Raw genomic sequence first — 17,516 nt, 5'->3', positions numbered from 1 at the left:
AGAAGCGTTTGCAACAGTTGCTGGAAGTTTAGATGACGGTTGGATGACAAAGAGACTTCGCCGGAATTTGTTGCCCTGCCGCAACAATTACAGATTCGTGTAGTATTCGGCGGGAAACATCGGTCCCCAGCCGCGCTCGCGGAACCATTTGGTGATGACGTATTTCGATCCCTTGCGGACCTTCATGCCGTGATGGATCGTGTACGGATTAACGCTGCCATCGGGATTGAGATTGTTCCAGATCACCGCCTTGCCCTTTTCGGGCATGATCGTCTTCTCGAGCCGCCGGAACCGGGTGCCGCCACCTTCCTCGACATCATTCAGGTAGATCATGAACGTCCAGGTGCGCTGCCCGAGGAACTGGCAGAAAACGTTGTACTCATGCGTGCCCGGGGGGAAGTAATCGTAATGGGCCTTGTATTCCTGATCGACATCATAGCGCTGGCCCTGAGTGATGTCGGAATAGGACCAGTGAATGCCGACGGCTTCCGCCATCAGCTCATCCAGCTGCATGATCAGGTCATGACCCAGCTGGCCGAGATCGGAGGTTCGTGAGGTGCGGATCTTCGGGTCGGCGAAGGCATCCGCCGTTGTTGACTCGCGCAGCCGCTGGTCGATCAGCGCGACCACCGCATCGCACACTTCCGGCACCAGGAAATTCCGCCAGACATAAACCTGCGCCTTTGTCGTCGGCACCTTCTGCAAATCCGGAAGATGCAAGGCCCGCCTCGTGATCGCGGTTTGCGAAATCGCGAGGTGATCCGCGTCGCCGACCGGCCGGCGGCCTTCGAACGCGTCCTCCATCAGTTCCTCTATGCGCGGTTCGCTCAGACCCTTGAGTCGCAATTGCCGGCGCACCTCATGCGGCTCGACGCCCGCGCGTAGCCGGACCCAGGTGTAGGTTACGAGATCTTCTTCTGTAACCGGGCTCATCCGCGTTTCTCCTGACCGGGCAGGGTCTTACGACGGAGACGTGACGCAGCTGTGACAGGCTTCCGTAAGTTGCGGAAAGATACATTCTTTATACGGAATTATGTACACACTTGACACATAACCGTCATGAGCAGACTGTGACAGTTATGTTACACCGTACTTCCATAACCCTGTCACTTCTGGCCCTGGCTGTTGCGGGTCCAGTCGTCGCACTCGATCAGCCTGCTGCGCAGACTGCAACATCAATCATAGCGCCTTCGCTTGACACTTCCTTGCTTGACGAAGTGAACGCCACGCGCCAGAACCTCGCGCTTGCGCCGCTCGACACGCATCTCGGCCTCGCCGGTGTCGCCGCCGCCCACGCGCGTGACATGGCGGAGAAGGGGTATATCGGTTACGCCGACACGGCGGGTGTACCGTTGCTGGATCAGGTGCGGCTTGCAGAGCGCCAGTCCCTGATTGGCTCCTTCGCCAGCAACATCGCGGTCCTGCCGGCCGGCGCAACGCCGGCACAAATCCACGCCGCGCTCCTGTCCGATCCCGGCAATGCCGAAAACCTGTCGCGCGGGTTCACGCATGCCGGCATGGGCACCTATGAGTCCGGCGGACGCCTCTACGTCGTGCAGCTTTTCGCCCGCATCGACGGCGCGCTGAGCCAACCTCTCCCTTTGAAACTTGCCGGATCGACCACGCTTCAGCCGTCCCTTGCCAATAGCGCCATGGTTCCGGTCGGTTGGTCGCTGATGTCTGCAAACGGTGACGTTGTCGCCCGCGGCGGCGGCAAGCGCCTTCAGTCGTCCAGCGGCAAGCCGCTTGAGGGCTATCTCAATGTCGACGTTGCCGTAGGCACCGACATCTACTCCCTGCGCGGCCCCTATGTGCAGGTAGACTGACGCCCGGCTCAACCCGGAGTCCCAGCGAGGGCCGGCGTTCCCCGCGCCGGCCCTTTGCTGTTTCAGGCATCCTTCCATTGCGGCGCTCGGCGCTCAAGGAAGGACGACAGGCCTTCCCTGAAGTCATTCGTCTGTGCACAGAGGATCTGGTTGCGATCTTCGAGGGCTATAGCCGCTTCTATACTGCCGGCATCGAGGTTCATGTTCAGCGCTTCCTTCGAAAGGCGCAGGCCAAGCGGCGAAGTCGTCAGCATAAGGTTGATATCTTCCTGCGCCGCTGCTTCCAGCTGATCGTCCGGCACGACCTGCGCGACAAGGCCGAGGCGCATTGCGCGCTCAGCATTGATGAACTTGCCCGTCAGGATCAGCTCCGCCGCCACGGACGCGCCGACGAGACGCGGCAAGAAGTAGGACGAGCCGATATCGCAGCCGCCGAGGCCGATGCGGATATAGGCGCAGTTCATCCGCGCGCTCTCACCCGCAATCCGGATGTCAGAAGCGAGCGCGAGCGAAAACCCGCCGCCGCAAGCGGGACCTTGGATCAGGGAGATGATCGGCTGCGGGCAGCGCCGCATCGCCATTACGATCTCCGCAATCCGCCGCTGCGTGCCGAGTCCGCGTTGCACCGGGCCGCTGGCGGCCGTGTCATTAGCGCGCGCCTCGTTCTTGAGGTCCAGCCCCGCGCAGAAGGCGCGCCCGGCGCCGCGCAGCACGACGATGCGGATTTCCTTTCGCTCTGCCAGCCCGAGGAAATAATCCCGCAGGTCCTCGATCAGGGCAGGGCTCAGCGCGTTCAGCGCTTCCGGCCGGTTAAGGGTCACCCACTCCACCGCGCCGCGTGTTTCAATCTTCAGCCGGGTTTCGTCTGTCATGTCAGTCCTCCCTTTAGGTCAAGTGTGCCGGGGAGAAGCGAGCCTTGCCATCCCTGCCGCTGGGAGAAGGGTTGCGCACCGTCCCACCTCTACCCAAGGTGCCGTTTTGGGAGGCGGTGCATGATCGGGCAGGCAGAAGATTTCCGCCAGGAAAGCCGCGCGCTGACACGCCTTCTCTATGAGCAGCCTTATTCAGCATTTCGGGAACCCACCCAGTTCAAGGGCTGGACCTTCGTAGACGTCCTGCAGCACCTGCATTTCTGGAACTGCATGGCCTATTACCAGCTGACGGACCCCGACAAGCTGCTCTGGCATTTGCAGGAAATGAAGGCTTCCGGCGGCTGGATGCGGGCCTATGAAAACTCGCTGCTCAGCCACATGTCCGAGGGTGCATTGCTGACGGAGTACGTTTCCTGGTTCGAATGGACGGCGGACATGTTCGCCGAAGCAGATCCCAAGGCACGCCTCAAATGGGCCGGGCCGGACATGAGCGCGCGATCCTCGATTACCGCGCGGCTGATGGAGACCTGGGCGCACGGGCAGGAAATCTATGATCATGCCGGCGTCGTGCGCCAGAATGAGGACCGGATCAGCAATATCGTTATGCTCGGCGTCAACACCTATGGCTGGACCTACGCCACGCGGAAGTGCGAGCCGCCGGGGCCGATGCCGCATCTTGTGCTGAAGGCGCCCTCCGGTGCGATCTGGACGCATGGCGAGCCCAGCACCACCTCGCGCATAGAAGGACTTGCTGAAGAGTTCTGCCAGGTAGTGACGCAGACGCGGAACATTGCCGACACGTCGCTGAAGCTGACGGGCGATGTCGCCGCCGACTGGATGAGGAAGGCGCAATGCTTCGCCGGCCCGCCAAGCCCGCCGCCGGCGCCGGGCACGCGCTATACACGTAAGGTCACGGCCGCCTGACAGGTGCTGGACAAGCGGCAGGGCTGCGCTACGAGACAAGCCAGAAACATTACAACTGCCCGGAGGCGCGCTCATGTCCATTCTGCTCTACGAAAAAAAGGGCCCGATTGCCCTTCTGACGCTGAACCGTCCGGAGATGATGAACGCGCTGGGGCAGGAGGGTGATGGCCCGGCCGTTGCCGCTGTGTGTGCGCAGGTCGCGGCTGATCCGGAGATCCGCGTAGCTATCCTGACAGGTGCAGGCCGCGCCTTTTCCGCAGGCGGTGACGTGAAGGCGATGAAGGAGAAGGCGGGTGCATTCGGTGGCAGCCCGGCAAACATCCGGGAAGGCTATCGCCGCAATATCCACATCATCGTGAAGTCGATCTACAATCTCGAAGTGCCGCTGATCTCGGCGATCAATGGCCCGGCCATCGGGCTCGGCTGCGATGTCGCTTGCATGGCGGACATCCGTATCGCGTCGGAGACGGCGAAGATGGGCGTTACCTTCCTGAAGCTCGGACTTATTCCGGGTGATGGCGGCGCCTGGCTGCTGCCGCGCCTCATCGGCGCTTCGCGGGCGGCAGAGCTGCTCTTTACCGGCGACGTCATCGACGCGAAGACCGCCGCCGAATGGGGCCTCGTCAGCAGTGTCGTGCCGGCGGACAAGCTGATGGGCGAGGCGATGGCGCTTGCTAACAAGATTGCGCAGCAACCGCCTCAGGCGCTGCGCCTCGCCAAGACGCTGATGCGGCACGGCACGACCTCGTCCTACGACACGATCATGGAAATGTCGGCGGCAGCGCAGGCGCTGATGCATGAGACCGAGGACCATATCGAAGGGGTCAACGCCATCCTCGAGAAGCGCGCGCCTCAGTTCAAGGGCAAGTAGCGCGCATGGCGAAAGCCGGACAGGGCGCGGCCCTTCCGGATTTGCTGGCATTTCGGTCCTGCGGATGGGTTACGGGCCCAGTGCGGGGATGAAGTGTGGTTGGAAGGGTAGTCTGGCCCCCGTCGACTGGAGCCCGGCCCATCCGCTTTGCAAGCAAGCCTAGCGGCCTGCCGGACCCGCCCGGTGCTCCGGTAAGCTACCTCCTTTGCAGGCAGCCGGGCGTCAGGGGTGAGACTACACCCGCTGCTGACCCCTCAGGATTGGATCTCAGGATTAGCGGCTGCCGCAGGTGAACCCCCGTGGACAAGGCCGGATTTATGCAACATCAGGCGACGATACCGGCCTTGTAGAGCGCGTTGATTTCCTCGGCACTGCGCCCCATGGCTGCAAGCACATCCTTCGTGTGCTGGCCCGCAGCCGGCGAGGGCCCTTTCGGGCCATCATCCGCGCCGGGAAACCGCACGGGCGAGGCCGGCGAGGCATAGGTTGAGCCATCGCCCTTGGCGCTCGGCGTCTGCACGATGGCGCCTGCCGCGAAAGCCTGCGGATCCTTCGCGACATCCGCCAGCGTCTGCACCGGCGCCCAGGCGATGGATTCCGCGTCGAGGCGTTTTGCAAGGTCATCCATCGGATAATCCCCGAACCCGGCATCGAGAATATCCACCACCTCTGCCGAATTGGCCCGGCGCCCCTTTGCATTGTTGAAGCGCGGGTCTGCGGCGAGTTCCGGCCGGTTGATCACCCGGCATAGCGGTGCCCAGTCGGTCTCACCCTGACGGGCGACAATGCAGAACCACTTCCCATCCTGAGACTGGAAGAAGTTGGAAATCGGCACATTCTGCTCGCCGCGTCCCTTGGTCGAGGCGACTCTGCCGAAGAACAACTGAATGGCGAGATCGGAGCCCATCGTATATAGCCCCGTGCGAAATAGCGACGCCTCGACGAGCCGGCCCTTACCGGTGCGCTGCGCCTCCACAAGAGCCGCGCAGATACCTGCCGCAGCAGCGATGGAGGTGGTGTGATCCCCAAAGGCCGTGCGCAGCGGAAATGGCTCTCCGCCCTTCGGAATGGTGAGGTTTGCAACCCCAGTGCGGCTCCAGAAGCTCGCTATATCAAAGCCGGGACGATCTGCATCCGGACCTTCAAGGCCATAGCCGGTAAGCGAGCAATAGACGAGCTTCGGATTGAGCGCCTTCAGCGAGTCATGATCAAGCCCCGACCGCGTCAAGCCGCCGGGGCGCACATTGGTGAGAAACACATCGGCATCTTTCACCATCTCGCGGATCAGCGCCTGGCCTTCGGGTTTGCTGGTATCGATGACAACGGATTTCTTGCCGCGATTGTCGAAATCGAAAACCGGATTGTCCTGAATGTCCGTGCCGATGGTGCGGAAGAACAGGCGGATCGGATCGCCGCCGGGCGGCTCGATCTTGGTGACGTCCGCACCCCAGTCCCGCAGGATGCAGCCAGCACCGGGAGCCGCCATATAGGTTGCGTATTCGACGACTTTAATGCCTTCGAGCATGTGCAGGTCCTCCCGATATCCTTTCACGGGTTTGGCCCGTGGGGGAGGACTTGCCAAGTCTTACGCGGCGGCAGCCTCAGCTTTCGCCGGGGCGTTTTGCAGATGTCGGCAAGGCCGCCAGTTCGCGGGCTTGGCCGACCCAGTTGTCACGTTCGATGCGCCCTTTGAAGTGGTTCAGCTTGGCATCGACATAGGCAATGTCTTCCTTGGTCCACTCAGCGACCTGCCAGAAGTAGAAGACGCCGACATCGTGCAGCAGCTCCGCCAGCATCGGCCCGACACCGACGATCTCCTCGAGGTCATCGCCCCGGCCAAAGGCGGCATGGGTCAGGAGGTTGGCTTCATCGCCCTCACGGCGCGCCGACTGGATCGCTTCGGTCCTGCGGGCCGAACGGGGCTCGGGAGGGTTGGGGCGGACCGGCGCGCGTGTCTCGGCAAATGAAGTGGCTTCGGCACGGTGGCGCGTTTCCAGATCGGGCCGGGTACGCAGCGAGTGATGAACCGCAGAGAGGCCATATTCGATGGCGGTAAGGCGGTCTTCCAGGGCGCCAAGGTCAAAGGTGGACTCGATGGAGCGGAGTGCGAGATCAATCCGCGTATAGTCCGGCTGCGGAAGATTGAGGATCGACTCCTGCAACGCCGAAAGGCGGCGCTCCAGGGACTCCATCCGGCCTTGGCTGCGAACTTCGGTGCGGATCGATGAAAGCGAGGCATCAATGGCCGCGAGCTGCGAGTATACGGGCTCGAGATCGATGCCCTTACGGGAGAGCACATCGAGGTCGCTTTCGATACCCGCAAGTGTACCAACGAGAACTTCTGCAGACGGGCCCGAAGAAAGGCGGTGTTCCAGCAGCGAAAGCCGCTCGGCGATAGGTTCGAGATCGGGTTCCGGAATGCGGATGTTCCGCACCGCCTGTTCAAGCGCGGCGGAGTTCTGCGCTACCATGGTGAAGGTTTCCTCGCGCGCCTGGGCAGAGAGGGTCAGGTCGTCGATCTTCTCCTGCAAGGCCAGCAGCTGAGCTTCGAGCGGTGAGAGACTGAGGTCCGGCAGTTCGAGATTCTCGACGGCGACCTGCAGCGCCGCGAGACCGCTGTGAACGGGGCCGAGATCGGTTACCGGCAGGCTGATCTCTGAGATCAGGCGCTCAATCCGTACGAGGTGCGGCTCAAGGTTCGGCTGCGACTCGGTGATATGCGAGGCGAGCGAGGCAATGCGGGTGTGGACGCTGTCGATATCCGGCATGCGCAGATTGTCGATACGGGCAGAGACACCTCGCAGATGCTGGTCAATGGCTTCGAGATGGACATTGCGCATGGATGCGAGCGCCGCCGAGAGAGCTGAAACGGATTGCTCAAGCCCGCCGAGGCGTTCGCCGATCGCCTGCACTTCACGGTCCGGCGCGGCGAGCGCGTATTCAAGGCTTGAGAGCCTTTGCTGTATGGGTTGCAGGTCGGGTTGGGGCGGGCGGTAGTTTGCCAGCGAGAAATTCAGGGCCGAGACGACTTCATCGCGCGTCAGCGCCTTTCCGTTCGCAAGGAAGGTGTCGACCTGTTGCGTCAGTTCTTCATGCGCCGTCGTGACATCCACGAAGCGCCGCCGCATCCACCACCAGGCCAGCGCCGCGCCCATGAGGGCGGCCAGAGCCAAGAGAAAGAACATCTTCAGTAGGAGGAACCACATGGTCAGTCTCCGGAGCAACGGAAAAGAGGGGTGACAAGACGCACGGCGGTCATTCGCCCGGCCTTTCGATATAGATTTCGATACGGCGGTTCAGTGCGCGGCCTTCTTCGGTCGCATTATCGCCGACAGGGCGATTTGCGCCGAAGCCGACGGCGTTGAGACGAGAAGGCGAGACTCCGCGCTGGATAAGCGCTGCCCGCACGGCTTCAGCGCGGCGCTGGCTGAGCGCATCATTGATGGCAGCGCTGCCAGTATCATCGGTGTGGCCTTCAATGCGGAGCCGGCCGGGGCAATCCGTGGCGGCGCGCGCAGTCAGGTCCAGCAGCGCTGCTTTCGAGCGGGCAATGCGGTCGCTGCCGGTTTCAAATTCGATATGCGCAGCATCAAGCAGGCGGGCGAGTTCTTCCTGGCAGGAATCCGCGATCTCCGTGGCGAGGATATCGACTTCACCTACCGAGCCATAGGCAAGCGGCGCATTCGCGGCGCGCTGAAGGGCGTCGACATCGCTCTCCGGCGCCTCGCATCGCAAGGCAAATGTCAGGCCGGTAAAGCTGGCCGTGCCGGACGTGCAAAGTTTCAGCGTGCTGACGCCGCGCAATGCCGTATCCGGGAAACCTTGCGGCGGCGATGTCCCGAGCGTTTCGAGATTGCTGATCACTTCCTCGATATGTGCGGGGCGGTTTTCATTGGCCGCGTCGATGACCGCGTCGCGCGTGGCAATGTCCGGCATGCGGCCGTCGAGCGTCATCGTTGTGCCAGAGAGACGGTAGAGGAATTCAGGCGTGTTGAAGGCGGTTGGCGATGTCGCGGAGGAAAGCGCCGTGCCGGAACCGCCGGTGCCGAAATTTGCACTCACACGCGTGACCGGGCGCGCAGCACCAAGCCAGGTGGGTGCCTTTGCCTGACGGATAGAGTTCACGAGGCGCTGGCCAGCTTCTGGGGTGGGCGGATTACCGGAGAGGGTAATCCACTGGCCAGACGCGCTGACCCTAGCCCAGTCTGCACCAGCTTCGCGGACGACCTGCTCAGCCGTGCGCAAGGCAACGCGTTCAACGCTGCCTGGAGCAATACTGAGCCAGCTGATGAGAAGGAGCAGCGCCAGCCCTGTCAGCGGCAGAAGGCCAAACGGAATGAAGCTCAGACCATCCCCGCGTGTCGCACGGAATCGCCGCACGGTCTTCGTGACCGCGACATGCGACAGGGGCGGTTCTAGGTTCATGCGTGGTCCCTTCGGAGGCGAGGCGCCAATGCAACGGCAGGATGGGGGCGCCCCGGACCCCGGCCAAGTAAAGCCATAATAGAACAGGAGCGGCAATACTTCGCCCCAGCGAGGTGAATGGTGGTGCAGAACGCAGCGTGTGAGGGAGCAATTTTGAGACGCGTGTGACCGGAACGGGCCGGAATCCGGAGGAAAAACACATGCCTCATGACCCCGGTGGGAACCGGAAAGGTCAGCATTCACCGGCAAGACGCTCAAGTCGAAGCCAACTATACTCGCGTGTGGCGCGAATAATCATGGTCAGGTTCGCTCAGAAGAACTTGCCTTGAGGGACGTACCCGAAAGAGTACGCCCTTTTTTCCGGCGTGCAGCCGGCCCATAACAGGCGTGTGATGAAATGGACTGATCCTTTCCGTGATGCCGGCTTTGCCGATGCGCCGGGCTGCGCCCTCTCATCCTGGAGGGGCGGAGACATCCGCCAGCAATTGACGCCCGATGAAGAAAACCGGCTCGCACGCCTGAAAGATCCCCGGCGGCAGTCAGACCTTGCAGGCTCGCTGGCATTACGGCGGGAATTGTTCGGAGCACTCGCCCAGTATGATCCGGCGCTGATTGAGCTGAGCGCCGATGTGGATGGCGCGCCGCTGCTGCTGAGGCCGAAAGGCTATTCAATCTCTATCTCGAACAAGGAAAACTGGACAATCGTCGCACTCGACCGCGCCGGGATGAGGATCGGCGTGGATGTCGAAAATGTGCGCGAGATAAACTGGCGCGCCATACTGGGTATGATCTGCGGCGATGAGGAGCGGGAGATGTTTGCCGCGTCACTCTCCGCCGAGAAGTCAGAGCAGAATTTCTTCCGGATGTGGACGGTCAAGGAAGCAATCCTCAAGGCGACAGGCGAGGGATTTCGCGCCGGTCCGAAACATGTGCGTGTACCGCAGTCGATCTATGGCGGCGCGGCGCGCGCGCAGGTTGAGGCATTCAGCAGCACGTTCGATGTCTGGGCGGTGCAACATGGCCAATTCGCGCTCTCGCTGGCACGCAAATGTGTCTAGAGCAAGGTGCGATCTGATGGAATCAGATCGCTTGCTCTAGTTTTTTGCTTTGTCGCAAATTCTTGCGCCCAACCGGTGTCCACTTGAACGGAATTTGCTCTAGGACAGGAAGCGAAAGGCCAGCGATATCGGATTGGCCTCATAGATTCGCAGGCCGTCGCACCAGAGTGAGCCGCGCGCCGTTGCAATGAGGCGATTTTCTTTCCGGTCGAGGCTCAGAAGCTCCAGAACAGTTGTGACTTCCTTCTTCTCCGGCGTGACCTGACCACGATATGACCATTTCACCCGCTCGCCATTGGCCGGTGTTTCGGCGACTGCGCCCTGAAGCGCTGCGGGGCCGGCTTTCAGAATGACGGCACGCATCAGCAGTTGCTCAAGCGCATCCAGCCCGAGTGAGCCGGGCTGCACCGGATCGTTAAAGAAGTGTGCCTTGAAATACCACGCATGCGGATCAACGGCCTGACGGCCGCGGATGAGGCCGAGTCCTGCAGGGCCGCCGGTTGGGTCGAAGTAGTCCACGCGGTCGAGCATTCTGAGTTGGCCGGAAGCGAGGCGGGGATCGGCAGGTGTCAGGTCCCCGGGCGCGGGCGGGAGTGCGAGCCAGGCCTTGTCGTCCGGCGTTGCGGCGAGGCCCGCTTGCCGGACAAGGGCTGCGGCAGGGAAGAAGCCGAAGCGGGTCGTAAGCTCCATGACCGGCTCACCGGTTGCGAGCCTTCCGGCAACTTCAAAGGCAACGATTGTCATCGGGCCGACTTTGGAGAAGCTCGAAAGGGTCGTGTCGACGATGATCGTGCCATCATCGGGCATTACAGAGCGCAGGATACGGCCATCGCCTTCGAGATTGCGGAACCGGTCGCCGCCTTCGAGCGCGAAGCCGCAATGGCTGGCGAGCCAGCCGCAGGGCTGGAGCACAATTTCGTTGAGCACGGCAAAGGGCATGGCGCCGGAGCGGTTGTCAGCAAAATACCAGGCATCCGGCGGTATGTCGTATTCAGCGCGGATACGGGCGCCGGCCTGTTGCGTGCCCGGGCGGGTTGAGACGTCCGTGACGCGCGACATGACGTGATACGGCGGTTGCGGCAGGCGCGGGACGCGGCCTGCGCTGTCAAAGCGTGAATACATCGCGCCGAAGGCCCGCGACGGAGCACCGTTGGCGCATTCCAGCAAGGCATCCTGATCGCCATAGCTTTCACCCTGTGGGCCAATCCGCAGCGGTGAGGGGGATACGCGCGGCTCAGCCCACTTCCGGCGTAGCTGGATGCCGAAGCGGGGGCAGTAGAACACCTTGCGCCCATCGGAGCGGGCGAGCAGGGCGCCAAAAATCCGGGGCGTTTCGCCATCGATGATTTCATCGATGAACACTTCATAGGTCACGTCATGATCCGTATCCGGGATGACCTGGCCACGGCAGATGAATTTCGCGGTTTCGCCGGGGACCGGCTCGAAGACATAGCCATCGCGTTCCTGCGTCATGCCGAGGGCGGCTGCGTAGAATTCGAGCGCCTGGACAGCGGCTTCCGCCATCAGCGTTCCCGGCATGCAGGGGTCATTGTGGAAGTGGCCCTCATAGAACCACGCGTCTTTCGGCACGCGGGCACGGGCGCGCAGATAGCCGCGTTTCCAGGGTCCGCCGGAAGGATCGAAAGCGTCTACACTATCGAAGAATGCAAGCTTGTCGCCGGGTAGGTGTGCCGGGAAAGTCTGCGCCGCGCACAGTTCGAAGCCGGCGCCAAAGCACGCGAAGGCATCGCCGCGCCGGAAAGCGGCAACATCGGTGACGGAAAATACCAGCTTCCGGCTCGCACGGGACGTGTCGATGGGCGAGACATCAAGCGTTGGGGGAGGAGAGGTGGCCGCGTCCCAGGCGACGCCCTTGCCATTGGCGAGTTCTTCATCAGTGAAGAAACCTGCCTGACCCTGCCGGACAGAGAATGCCGGCCGGCCTGCGGCGGTGCAGTCATACTGGAAGAAGAACATGCGCACGCCGGCAAAGGTGGCGTGCTGGGTGATCTCGATCTGGAAACGCAGCGTGTCGCCAGCCGCTGGCAGGCCGCCTTCGTGGAAGGTGATCTCGCACCCTAACAGGCGATACACCCGCTCGCCCTTGTTCTTCAGGTCTGCGCCCATCCAGCCGATGAGCGTAAGATCAGCCTGGCCGCACTCGATCAGCGGGCCCGGCCGGATGCGGCCGGATTGCATGAACCAATCATCCGCCTTCAGATCGGTTTCCGTCCAGATACGGCCAGCGCCCTCAACAACAGGCTCAGCCTCAATGCCGGTGATCCGGTCTACGAGCAGCAGCGGCGGCGCAGGCAGGCGGACGTTTCGGGCGTACTGATCCTGATCGGCGAACGCATTGCCGAAGAAGGCAGACATCTGCCCCCGTGCGGAGGCCTCGACTTGCGCACGGCTCCATGAGGTACCCATCGGCGGGAATGGTTTCAGCGGAGTGACGCCGGAGAGAACGGCAGCAGGCTTTGGTGCGGTACGCGCCTTTGTGTTGCCCGGCGGATGCGGGAAGGGCTGAGGCGACGTGGGCGGCGCTTCCGTGGTGACGGGTTCGCAGACAGCAGGTGGCAGATGCGGCGCCTTGGGCAGGCCAGAGGCTTGTTTCGTCCGTACCGGGAGGATGGGCGCGGGGAGATGGGCCGGGCGGCTGATACGGTGGGGCGGCGGCGCCTGCCATGGATGGGACCGGACCTCATCGAGGCGCGCCGTAATGCGCTCGATCCGCACAGGATAACCCAGCGCGAAGAGACGCGCCGTGAGTTCAGCAATCTGCGAGAGTTCGGATGTTTCCACACGGTCGGTCGCCAGGGCTGTGTGGGGTTTACCCGCGAGACCCTGGCTGATGCTCTGGGTCAGGGTATCGCGGGGGCCGAGTTCGACGAAGGTGCGCACACCGTCCTCCCAAGCCTGGCGTACCGTTGCGGGGAAGTCGACCGTGGCCACTGCCTGGCGCGTGAGCATGTCTGCAACACGGGCTTTGGTCGGCGTGTAGGCGGCGTTGACAGCGTTCGCGTACAGACGAATGCCCGGAACGCGTGAGACTGGGCGCGTGTGAAGCTCGCGCCATTTCTCCGCGAAAGGTTTCATCGCTTCGGCGTGAACGATCAAGTGCTGGTGCATCAAGGTACCTGCGCCATTGCCGAGACGCTGGCAAACGCTACGGCAGGCTTCGGCGGGCCCGCCGATCATGCAGTCGTCATCCGTGTAGATGATCGTGATCTCGACATTCTCAGCGCGGGCGACTTCCCCGCGCACTCGGGCAATGGGCGCGCGGACGCGCCAGTTTGTCCAGTCGGTGGGCACGTTCGGTCCCCACGCATCCTTGGCAGTTTCGAAGGCGCCGCCAAGGTGGCGCTCATACATGGCGGCGGATTCGATATCGTCGAGCAGTCCGCCCATATCCTTCCAGAAACCGAAAGCGAACAGCGCGTTGCTTTCGCCGAGCGACAGGCCGATGGCGGCGTCGGGGGTCAGTTCCAGAATATCGCGCATCAGGATCGCGTGGGCCTGTGTGACGAGTGAGACTGCACAAAGTTGTTCGAATTCGGATAGGGCGGCCTTGGCCAGCAGCGGCGTCATCGCCTGAGCGCGTGGAATGCCGGAGAGTGCTTGCGCGACTTCCGGAAAAGCCATGAGCAGGCCGCGCCCCATTCGGGGATACGACGCCGCCGAGCCGGTGAAGGCGAAGGCGAGTTCGCCTTCTGGCGCTCCTTCACCGTACCACAGCGATGCGCCTGTCGGAGCCTGTTTCTGACGAAGCTGGTCTGCAGCCTGCGTGCATTTGGACTCAAGCGCAGCAGCGTCGCGAGCGAGTATGGCAACGCGGCAGCGGCCTGTGCCGCCCGGCTTGCGCTTGTCGAGGCGCGCGGCAAGGGCCGTGCGGGAAGCGGCGGCGGCAAAGAAAAGGATTGGCGTATCGCGCAGCAGGTCCGGCGTTGGTGCTGGCGGCGCGGGCGTGACGCTTGCGGAGATGGCCTGCGCTGTTTCATTGCCACCAGCGCTGACGGCAATGGAGTCTGTCTGGGGGGCAAGCTGAAGAATGGCGCCCTCCGCCTCCGCCCTAAGCGAGCGGCGCGCGAGGCAGACGGCTGAAGCCAGATCGAACAGGGCGGCCGCGGCGCCTGCCGAGCCATAGGCATTCTCTGTCAGTTTCGTGATCAGCGAGGGTGTTCGGGCCGACCATGAAACGCTGTCGAGCGTGCCTAGAATTGTGTCTCCCTTGGCATCTGCGTCGCTGCGGCGTTTGAGGACGATCGCGGCGGCGCGGTCTCCAGACGAGAGGGTTGCCGCGCTGCCGAAATAATCGGCGGCCGTGACGACGGCCAGATCGAGGCTATGCGCTCTCAGCGCGTCAGCAGCGATATCCAGCGCGGCAAGACCGGATGCATCTTCAGCGGCAACCGCGTAGCCCCGGCCACGGAAATCCTCGCTCGACGTGATGCGGTTCGCAACCACATTCGCCATGGCGCCAAGGACGTCTGCCGCGATCAGCGGCGGCGCGATCTGGTCCAGCACCGCATAGGGTGCTTCCTTACCCTCCGCAATCAGCCGGGCGCGCTCACGCTCGCGGATGGGCCAGCGTGAAGACTCGTCGGCGCAGCGAACGCCGGCGAATACGCCGCAGCGGTCCTGCGCGGGACGGGATACGCCCTCTAGCGCCTGCTGGGCCACATCCAGGGTTGCGAGTTGTTGGGCCTCGGCGCGCAAGAGGTCTGCAGGTGGCACGCGGGCGCGGATGGGATCGGCGCCGACCGTGTCTGCCTTCGAAGGCGCTGCGAGCGGTGTATTCATCAGACGGCGGAGGATGCTGCGTTCGCCGCGATCCTTTCCGGCCAGAAGTCCGGCGCCGACAATGACAATCTCGTCCGGGGGCGGCGCAGCTATCTTGTCGTGGCCGTTGACGTACCCGCGGACGGGCTCGTGGGCTTCCAGTACGAGATGCGAATTGTTGCCGCCAAACCCGAAATTGCTGATCGCAGCCCTGCGCGGCTGGTCTTCACGACGTGACCATGCAGCGGACGCCTGAATGACCTTGAAGTTCGTCTCGCCCAGCGACCTAATATGAGCGCCTTCCAGCGGGGTCGGCGGAAGGGTTTCGTGTTGAAGGGCAGAGGTAAGCTTAAGCAGGCTCGCGAGGCCCGCAACGGTAATGAGATGGCCGGTATTGGCTTTGAGAGAGCCAATCGGCAAGGCGTTGGAGCTACCGAAGACCGCTGCCGCGGAGGCGATCTCGACTGCATCCCCAACCGGTGTTCCGGTGGCGTGGCATTCGAGATAACCGATGCTTTCCGGAGCGATGCCGCCCATCTCGTAGGCGCGCCGAATGGCCTCGGTCTGGCCCTCCGAATCCGGCGCGAGGAACCCTTTGCGCCTGCCATCATTCGAGAGCCCGATGCCCCGTATGATGCCGCGCACTTTGTCTGCTGGCCCGACATCCGCCAGCCGCTTGAGCACGACCGCCGCTGCCCCTTCCGAAGGAACAAGTCCATCTGCACCCTGAACAAAGGGGCGTGAACGTCCCGTCGGCGACAAGGCCTTCAGCGCATCGAAGCCGATATGCAGGATCAGATTGTCTGCCGCATTCACTCCCGCGACGAGAGCGATATCGACCTGCCGGGCAGCGAGTTTGCGGCAGGCGATTTCAAGGGCATAGAGCGAAGATGCACAGGCCGCATCCAGCGCAAGCGCCGGTCCTTCGGCGCCAATCATCTGTGCGATCAGCCGGGCCGGCAGGCCTGAATTTAGTGTATCCGTGAGCGGACGATCTGTCCGGCCATATCGCCAGATCTCTTCGGCATACTCCGTCTTCGACCGGCTGGGATAGCAGAGGTTTGCCAGCACGACAGCGCGGCGGGATTTCGGGATCTTCGACGTTCCCTTCGCGGCGCTCCAGGCGTGCCAGGCGGCCTGAAGCGGCCAGCGATGAACGGGATCGAGCGATGCCGCCAGAACGTTTCCGAGCCGGGTGAGCCCCTCATGATCTTCCGGCGGCGCGCTAACACGGCCCGAGACGAAGCGGCGGCCCTGCAGACCGGCTGAGCCGAGCCCAAGTTCGTCGCCGGTCACTTCGCAGATGACAATACGTTTATCACGGACAACGGACCACAGCTCCGCTGGAGAGTTGGCGCCTGGCAGGATGCAGGCTTCCGAGATGATGGCGATGGGTTCGAACTGTGTCATGACGCGGCCCACGCTTCGCCGACAACAAGCTCAATTTGGTCCGGATCTCCCGCGAGAAGCTCGGTTGCGAATATCCGCGCGCCTTCTTCCACAGGTATTAAGGGGATGCCCTGCGCTTCGAAATGCGAGGCAAGGGACGTGTCCACCATGCCGCCCGCCCACGGACCCCAATGGAAGACCTTGATGCGAATACCGGTTGCACGCGCCGCTATCTGGTGGGCCGCATTTGTCAGCAGGGCATTCGCCATCGCGTAATCCGACTGGCCGCGATTGCCGAAGAAAGCCGCAGCAGATGAGAAAAGGGCAACGTGTGAAAGCTGGGCGCTATCCAAGTGGCGAAGAAGGTTCTCGAGACCCGCAACTTTCGGCGCAAACACATGACGGACTTCAGCCTCGGTTTTCTCGTCCGCGTAGCGGTCGGCCAGAACGCCGGCGCCGTGTACGAGACCGGTAATTTGTCCGTGCCGCGCCTGCGCCCTCGTTATGCAAGGCTCCACCGAGGCAGCGTCGCCGGCATCCATGACCAGGTATTCCGCTTGCGCACCTGTATCCCGGATCGCGGCGAGTGTGTCGCGAATTTCGGCGCCAGCGAGCAGGGCGCGGGCATGGCGGTCTATGTCTGCCGGGGAGAGGCGCGTGCCCGGTTCACGCGGGCGCGCGGCGAGAAGCCCGCGAAGTGTCTTGAGGTCTCGTGTCTCGGGCAAATCGTCCAGCCACGGTGTTTCTGCGGTACGTCCTGCGAGCAGGATGGTGCCACCGGCCGCCGCGGCCAGTGATACCGCACACGCCGCTGTGACACCGCGTGCGCCGCCCGTTACCAGCCAGACGCCCGGTTGGCGCGCGGGGGGCGCGGAGGGCGTAACGAGATCCCTGGTGACCGGAACCAGAAGCTGTCCTTCGACCGTGAGCAGGCCGTCGCCATAACCTGACCGCAGCGCATGTAGGACAAGATCAGTCCATTGCATCCTGTCTTCAGGGAGCGTCCAGCTGAACACTTCGGTCTGCGGCCATTCCTTGCGCAGCGTGCGGCTTAGACCATCAAGGCCGGAAGGTATGTGCGCGCTCTGCAGGGTAATGATGCGGCGGGCGGTGGCTTTCGCAGTGCGTGCCGCTTCAAGCGTATTCCAATGGCGCGACACTGCGTCATCATTCATCAGAGCGCTGAGGATCAGAACGGCGTCTACCGGCACGTTGGAGGCAAATACATCATATCCTTCCGTAGTCAGCGCGGCGGAAAGGGCCTGCACATCGGTATTAGCGCCCCCGATCAGCGCAATGCGCGCTCCTCGGGGGAGTCCGGCAACTGAGCCATGAGCGGCGTGGACATAGGAGACTGGCCGCACCTCACAGC

General features: G+C 62.9%; 11 protein-coding genes. 4 read left to right on the top strand and 7 right to left on the bottom strand.

What is annotated here, in order from left to right; all coding sequences use genetic code 11:
• Nucleotides 1-87: 87 nt before the first annotated feature.
• The gene (locus ACK4TE_RS00130) at nucleotides 88-933 is read right to left on the bottom strand and encodes a prolyl hydroxylase family protein (RefSeq protein ID WP_409909427.1); all 846 of its coding nucleotides are present in this window, start codon (nucleotides 931-933) and stop codon (nucleotides 88-90) included.
• A gap of 272 nt (nucleotides 934-1,205) precedes the next feature.
• On the opposite strand from ACK4TE_RS00130, the gene ACK4TE_RS00125 reads away from it, so the two are divergent.
• Nucleotides 1,206-1,826 (top strand): CAP domain-containing protein, encoded by a 621-nt coding sequence (locus ACK4TE_RS00125; protein WP_409909426.1) that lies wholly within the window; start codon nucleotides 1,206-1,208, stop codon nucleotides 1,824-1,826.
• A 62-nt stretch (nucleotides 1,827-1,888) separates the two neighbouring features.
• Here ACK4TE_RS00125 and ACK4TE_RS00120 read toward each other — a convergent pair whose 3' ends face one another.
• Nucleotides 1,889-2,698, bottom strand: coding sequence for an enoyl-CoA hydratase/isomerase family protein (locus tag ACK4TE_RS00120; protein ID WP_409909425.1), 810 nt, complete (start codon nucleotides 2,696-2,698; stop codon nucleotides 1,889-1,891).
• Between the two features lie 120 nt (nucleotides 2,699-2,818).
• On the opposite strand from ACK4TE_RS00120, the gene ACK4TE_RS00115 reads away from it, so the two are divergent.
• Both ACK4TE_RS00115 and ACK4TE_RS00110 read left to right on the top strand, forming a co-directional pair.
• On the top strand, nucleotides 2,819-3,622 hold the full coding sequence (locus ACK4TE_RS00115) for a TIGR03084 family metal-binding protein (RefSeq protein WP_409909424.1): 804 nt from the start codon (nucleotides 2,819-2,821) through the stop codon (nucleotides 3,620-3,622).
• A gap of 73 nt (nucleotides 3,623-3,695) precedes the next feature.
• Nucleotides 3,696-4,493 carry a crotonase/enoyl-CoA hydratase family protein gene (locus ACK4TE_RS00110; protein WP_409909423.1) on the top strand — a complete coding sequence of 266 codons (798 nt, stop codon included), beginning with the start codon at nucleotides 3,696-3,698 and terminating at the stop codon, nucleotides 4,491-4,493.
• 325 nt (nucleotides 4,494-4,818) lie between these two features.
• On the opposite strand, the gene ACK4TE_RS00105 is transcribed toward ACK4TE_RS00110, so the two are convergent.
• From ACK4TE_RS00105 to ACK4TE_RS00095, 3 genes are all read right to left on the bottom strand, one after another.
• Nucleotides 4,819-6,018, bottom strand: coding sequence for a CaiB/BaiF CoA transferase family protein (locus ACK4TE_RS00105; protein WP_409909422.1), 1,200 nt, complete (start codon nucleotides 6,016-6,018; stop codon nucleotides 4,819-4,821).
• Nucleotides 6,019-6,094: 76 nt separating this feature from the next.
• A complete protein-coding gene (locus tag ACK4TE_RS00100) occupies nucleotides 6,095-7,699 on the bottom strand; it encodes a hypothetical protein (RefSeq protein WP_409909421.1) in 1,605 nt (534 codons plus the stop codon).
• Between the two features lie 49 nt (nucleotides 7,700-7,748).
• Complete coding sequence (locus tag ACK4TE_RS00095; RefSeq protein ID WP_409909420.1) at nucleotides 7,749-8,918, bottom strand: OmpA family protein; 1,170 nt, start codon at nucleotides 8,916-8,918, stop codon at nucleotides 7,749-7,751.
• Between the two features lie 392 nt (nucleotides 8,919-9,310).
• On the opposite strand from ACK4TE_RS00095, the gene ACK4TE_RS00090 reads away from it, so the two are divergent.
• Nucleotides 9,311-9,976 carry a 4'-phosphopantetheinyl transferase family protein gene (locus ACK4TE_RS00090; RefSeq protein WP_409909419.1) on the top strand — a complete coding sequence of 222 codons (666 nt, stop codon included), beginning with the start codon at nucleotides 9,311-9,313 and terminating at the stop codon, nucleotides 9,974-9,976.
• Nucleotides 9,977-10,075: 99 nt separating this feature from the next.
• Here ACK4TE_RS00090 and ACK4TE_RS00085 read toward each other — a convergent pair whose 3' ends face one another.
• Nucleotides 10,076-16,165: a beta-ketoacyl synthase N-terminal-like domain-containing protein gene (locus ACK4TE_RS00085; protein ID WP_409909418.1), complete on the bottom strand. Its 6,090-nt coding sequence runs from the start codon at nucleotides 16,163-16,165 to the stop codon at nucleotides 10,076-10,078.
• Nucleotides 16,162-17,412 carry an SDR family NAD(P)-dependent oxidoreductase gene (locus ACK4TE_RS00080; RefSeq protein WP_409909417.1) on the bottom strand — a complete coding sequence of 417 codons (1,251 nt, stop codon included), beginning with the start codon at nucleotides 17,410-17,412 and terminating at the stop codon, nucleotides 16,162-16,164. The genes ACK4TE_RS00085 and ACK4TE_RS00080 overlap by 4 nt, the downstream gene beginning before the upstream one ends.
• Nucleotides 17,413-17,516 lie beyond the last annotated feature (104 nt).

Source organism: Hyphomonas sp. (assembly GCF_046313975.1).
Classification (GTDB): domain Bacteria; phylum Pseudomonadota; class Alphaproteobacteria; order Caulobacterales; family Hyphomonadaceae; genus Hyphomonas.
This window is presented reverse-complemented; position numbering and strand designations above follow the sequence as displayed.

Bases quoted from the DNA above. Each gene is read 5' to 3' on its own strand.
- ACK4TE_RS00130 (WP_409909427.1), bottom strand. From the start codon at position 933: ATGAGCCCGGTTACAGAAGAAGATCTCGTAACCTACACCTGGGTCCGG.
- ACK4TE_RS00120 (WP_409909425.1), bottom strand. From the start codon at position 2,698: ATGACAGACGAAACCCGGCTGAAGATTGAAACACGCGGCGCGGTGGAG.
- ACK4TE_RS00115 (WP_409909424.1), top strand. From the start codon at position 2,819: ATGATCGGGCAGGCAGAAGATTTCCGCCAGGAAAGCCGCGCGCTGACA.
- ACK4TE_RS00110 (WP_409909423.1), top strand. From the start codon at position 3,696: ATGTCCATTCTGCTCTACGAAAAAAAGGGCCCGATTGCCCTTCTGACG.
- ACK4TE_RS00105 (WP_409909422.1), bottom strand. From the start codon at position 6,018: ATGCTCGAAGGCATTAAAGTCGTCGAATACGCAACCTATATGGCGGCT.
- ACK4TE_RS00100 (WP_409909421.1), bottom strand. From the start codon at position 7,699: ATGTGGTTCCTCCTACTGAAGATGTTCTTTCTCTTGGCTCTGGCCGCC.
- ACK4TE_RS00095 (WP_409909420.1), bottom strand. From the start codon at position 8,918: ATGAACCTAGAACCGCCCCTGTCGCATGTCGCGGTCACGAAGACCGTG.
- ACK4TE_RS00090 (WP_409909419.1), top strand. From the start codon at position 9,311: ATGAAATGGACTGATCCTTTCCGTGATGCCGGCTTTGCCGATGCGCCG.
- ACK4TE_RS00085 (WP_409909418.1), bottom strand. From the start codon at position 16,165: ATGACACAGTTCGAACCCATCGCCATCATCTCGGAAGCCTGCATCCTG.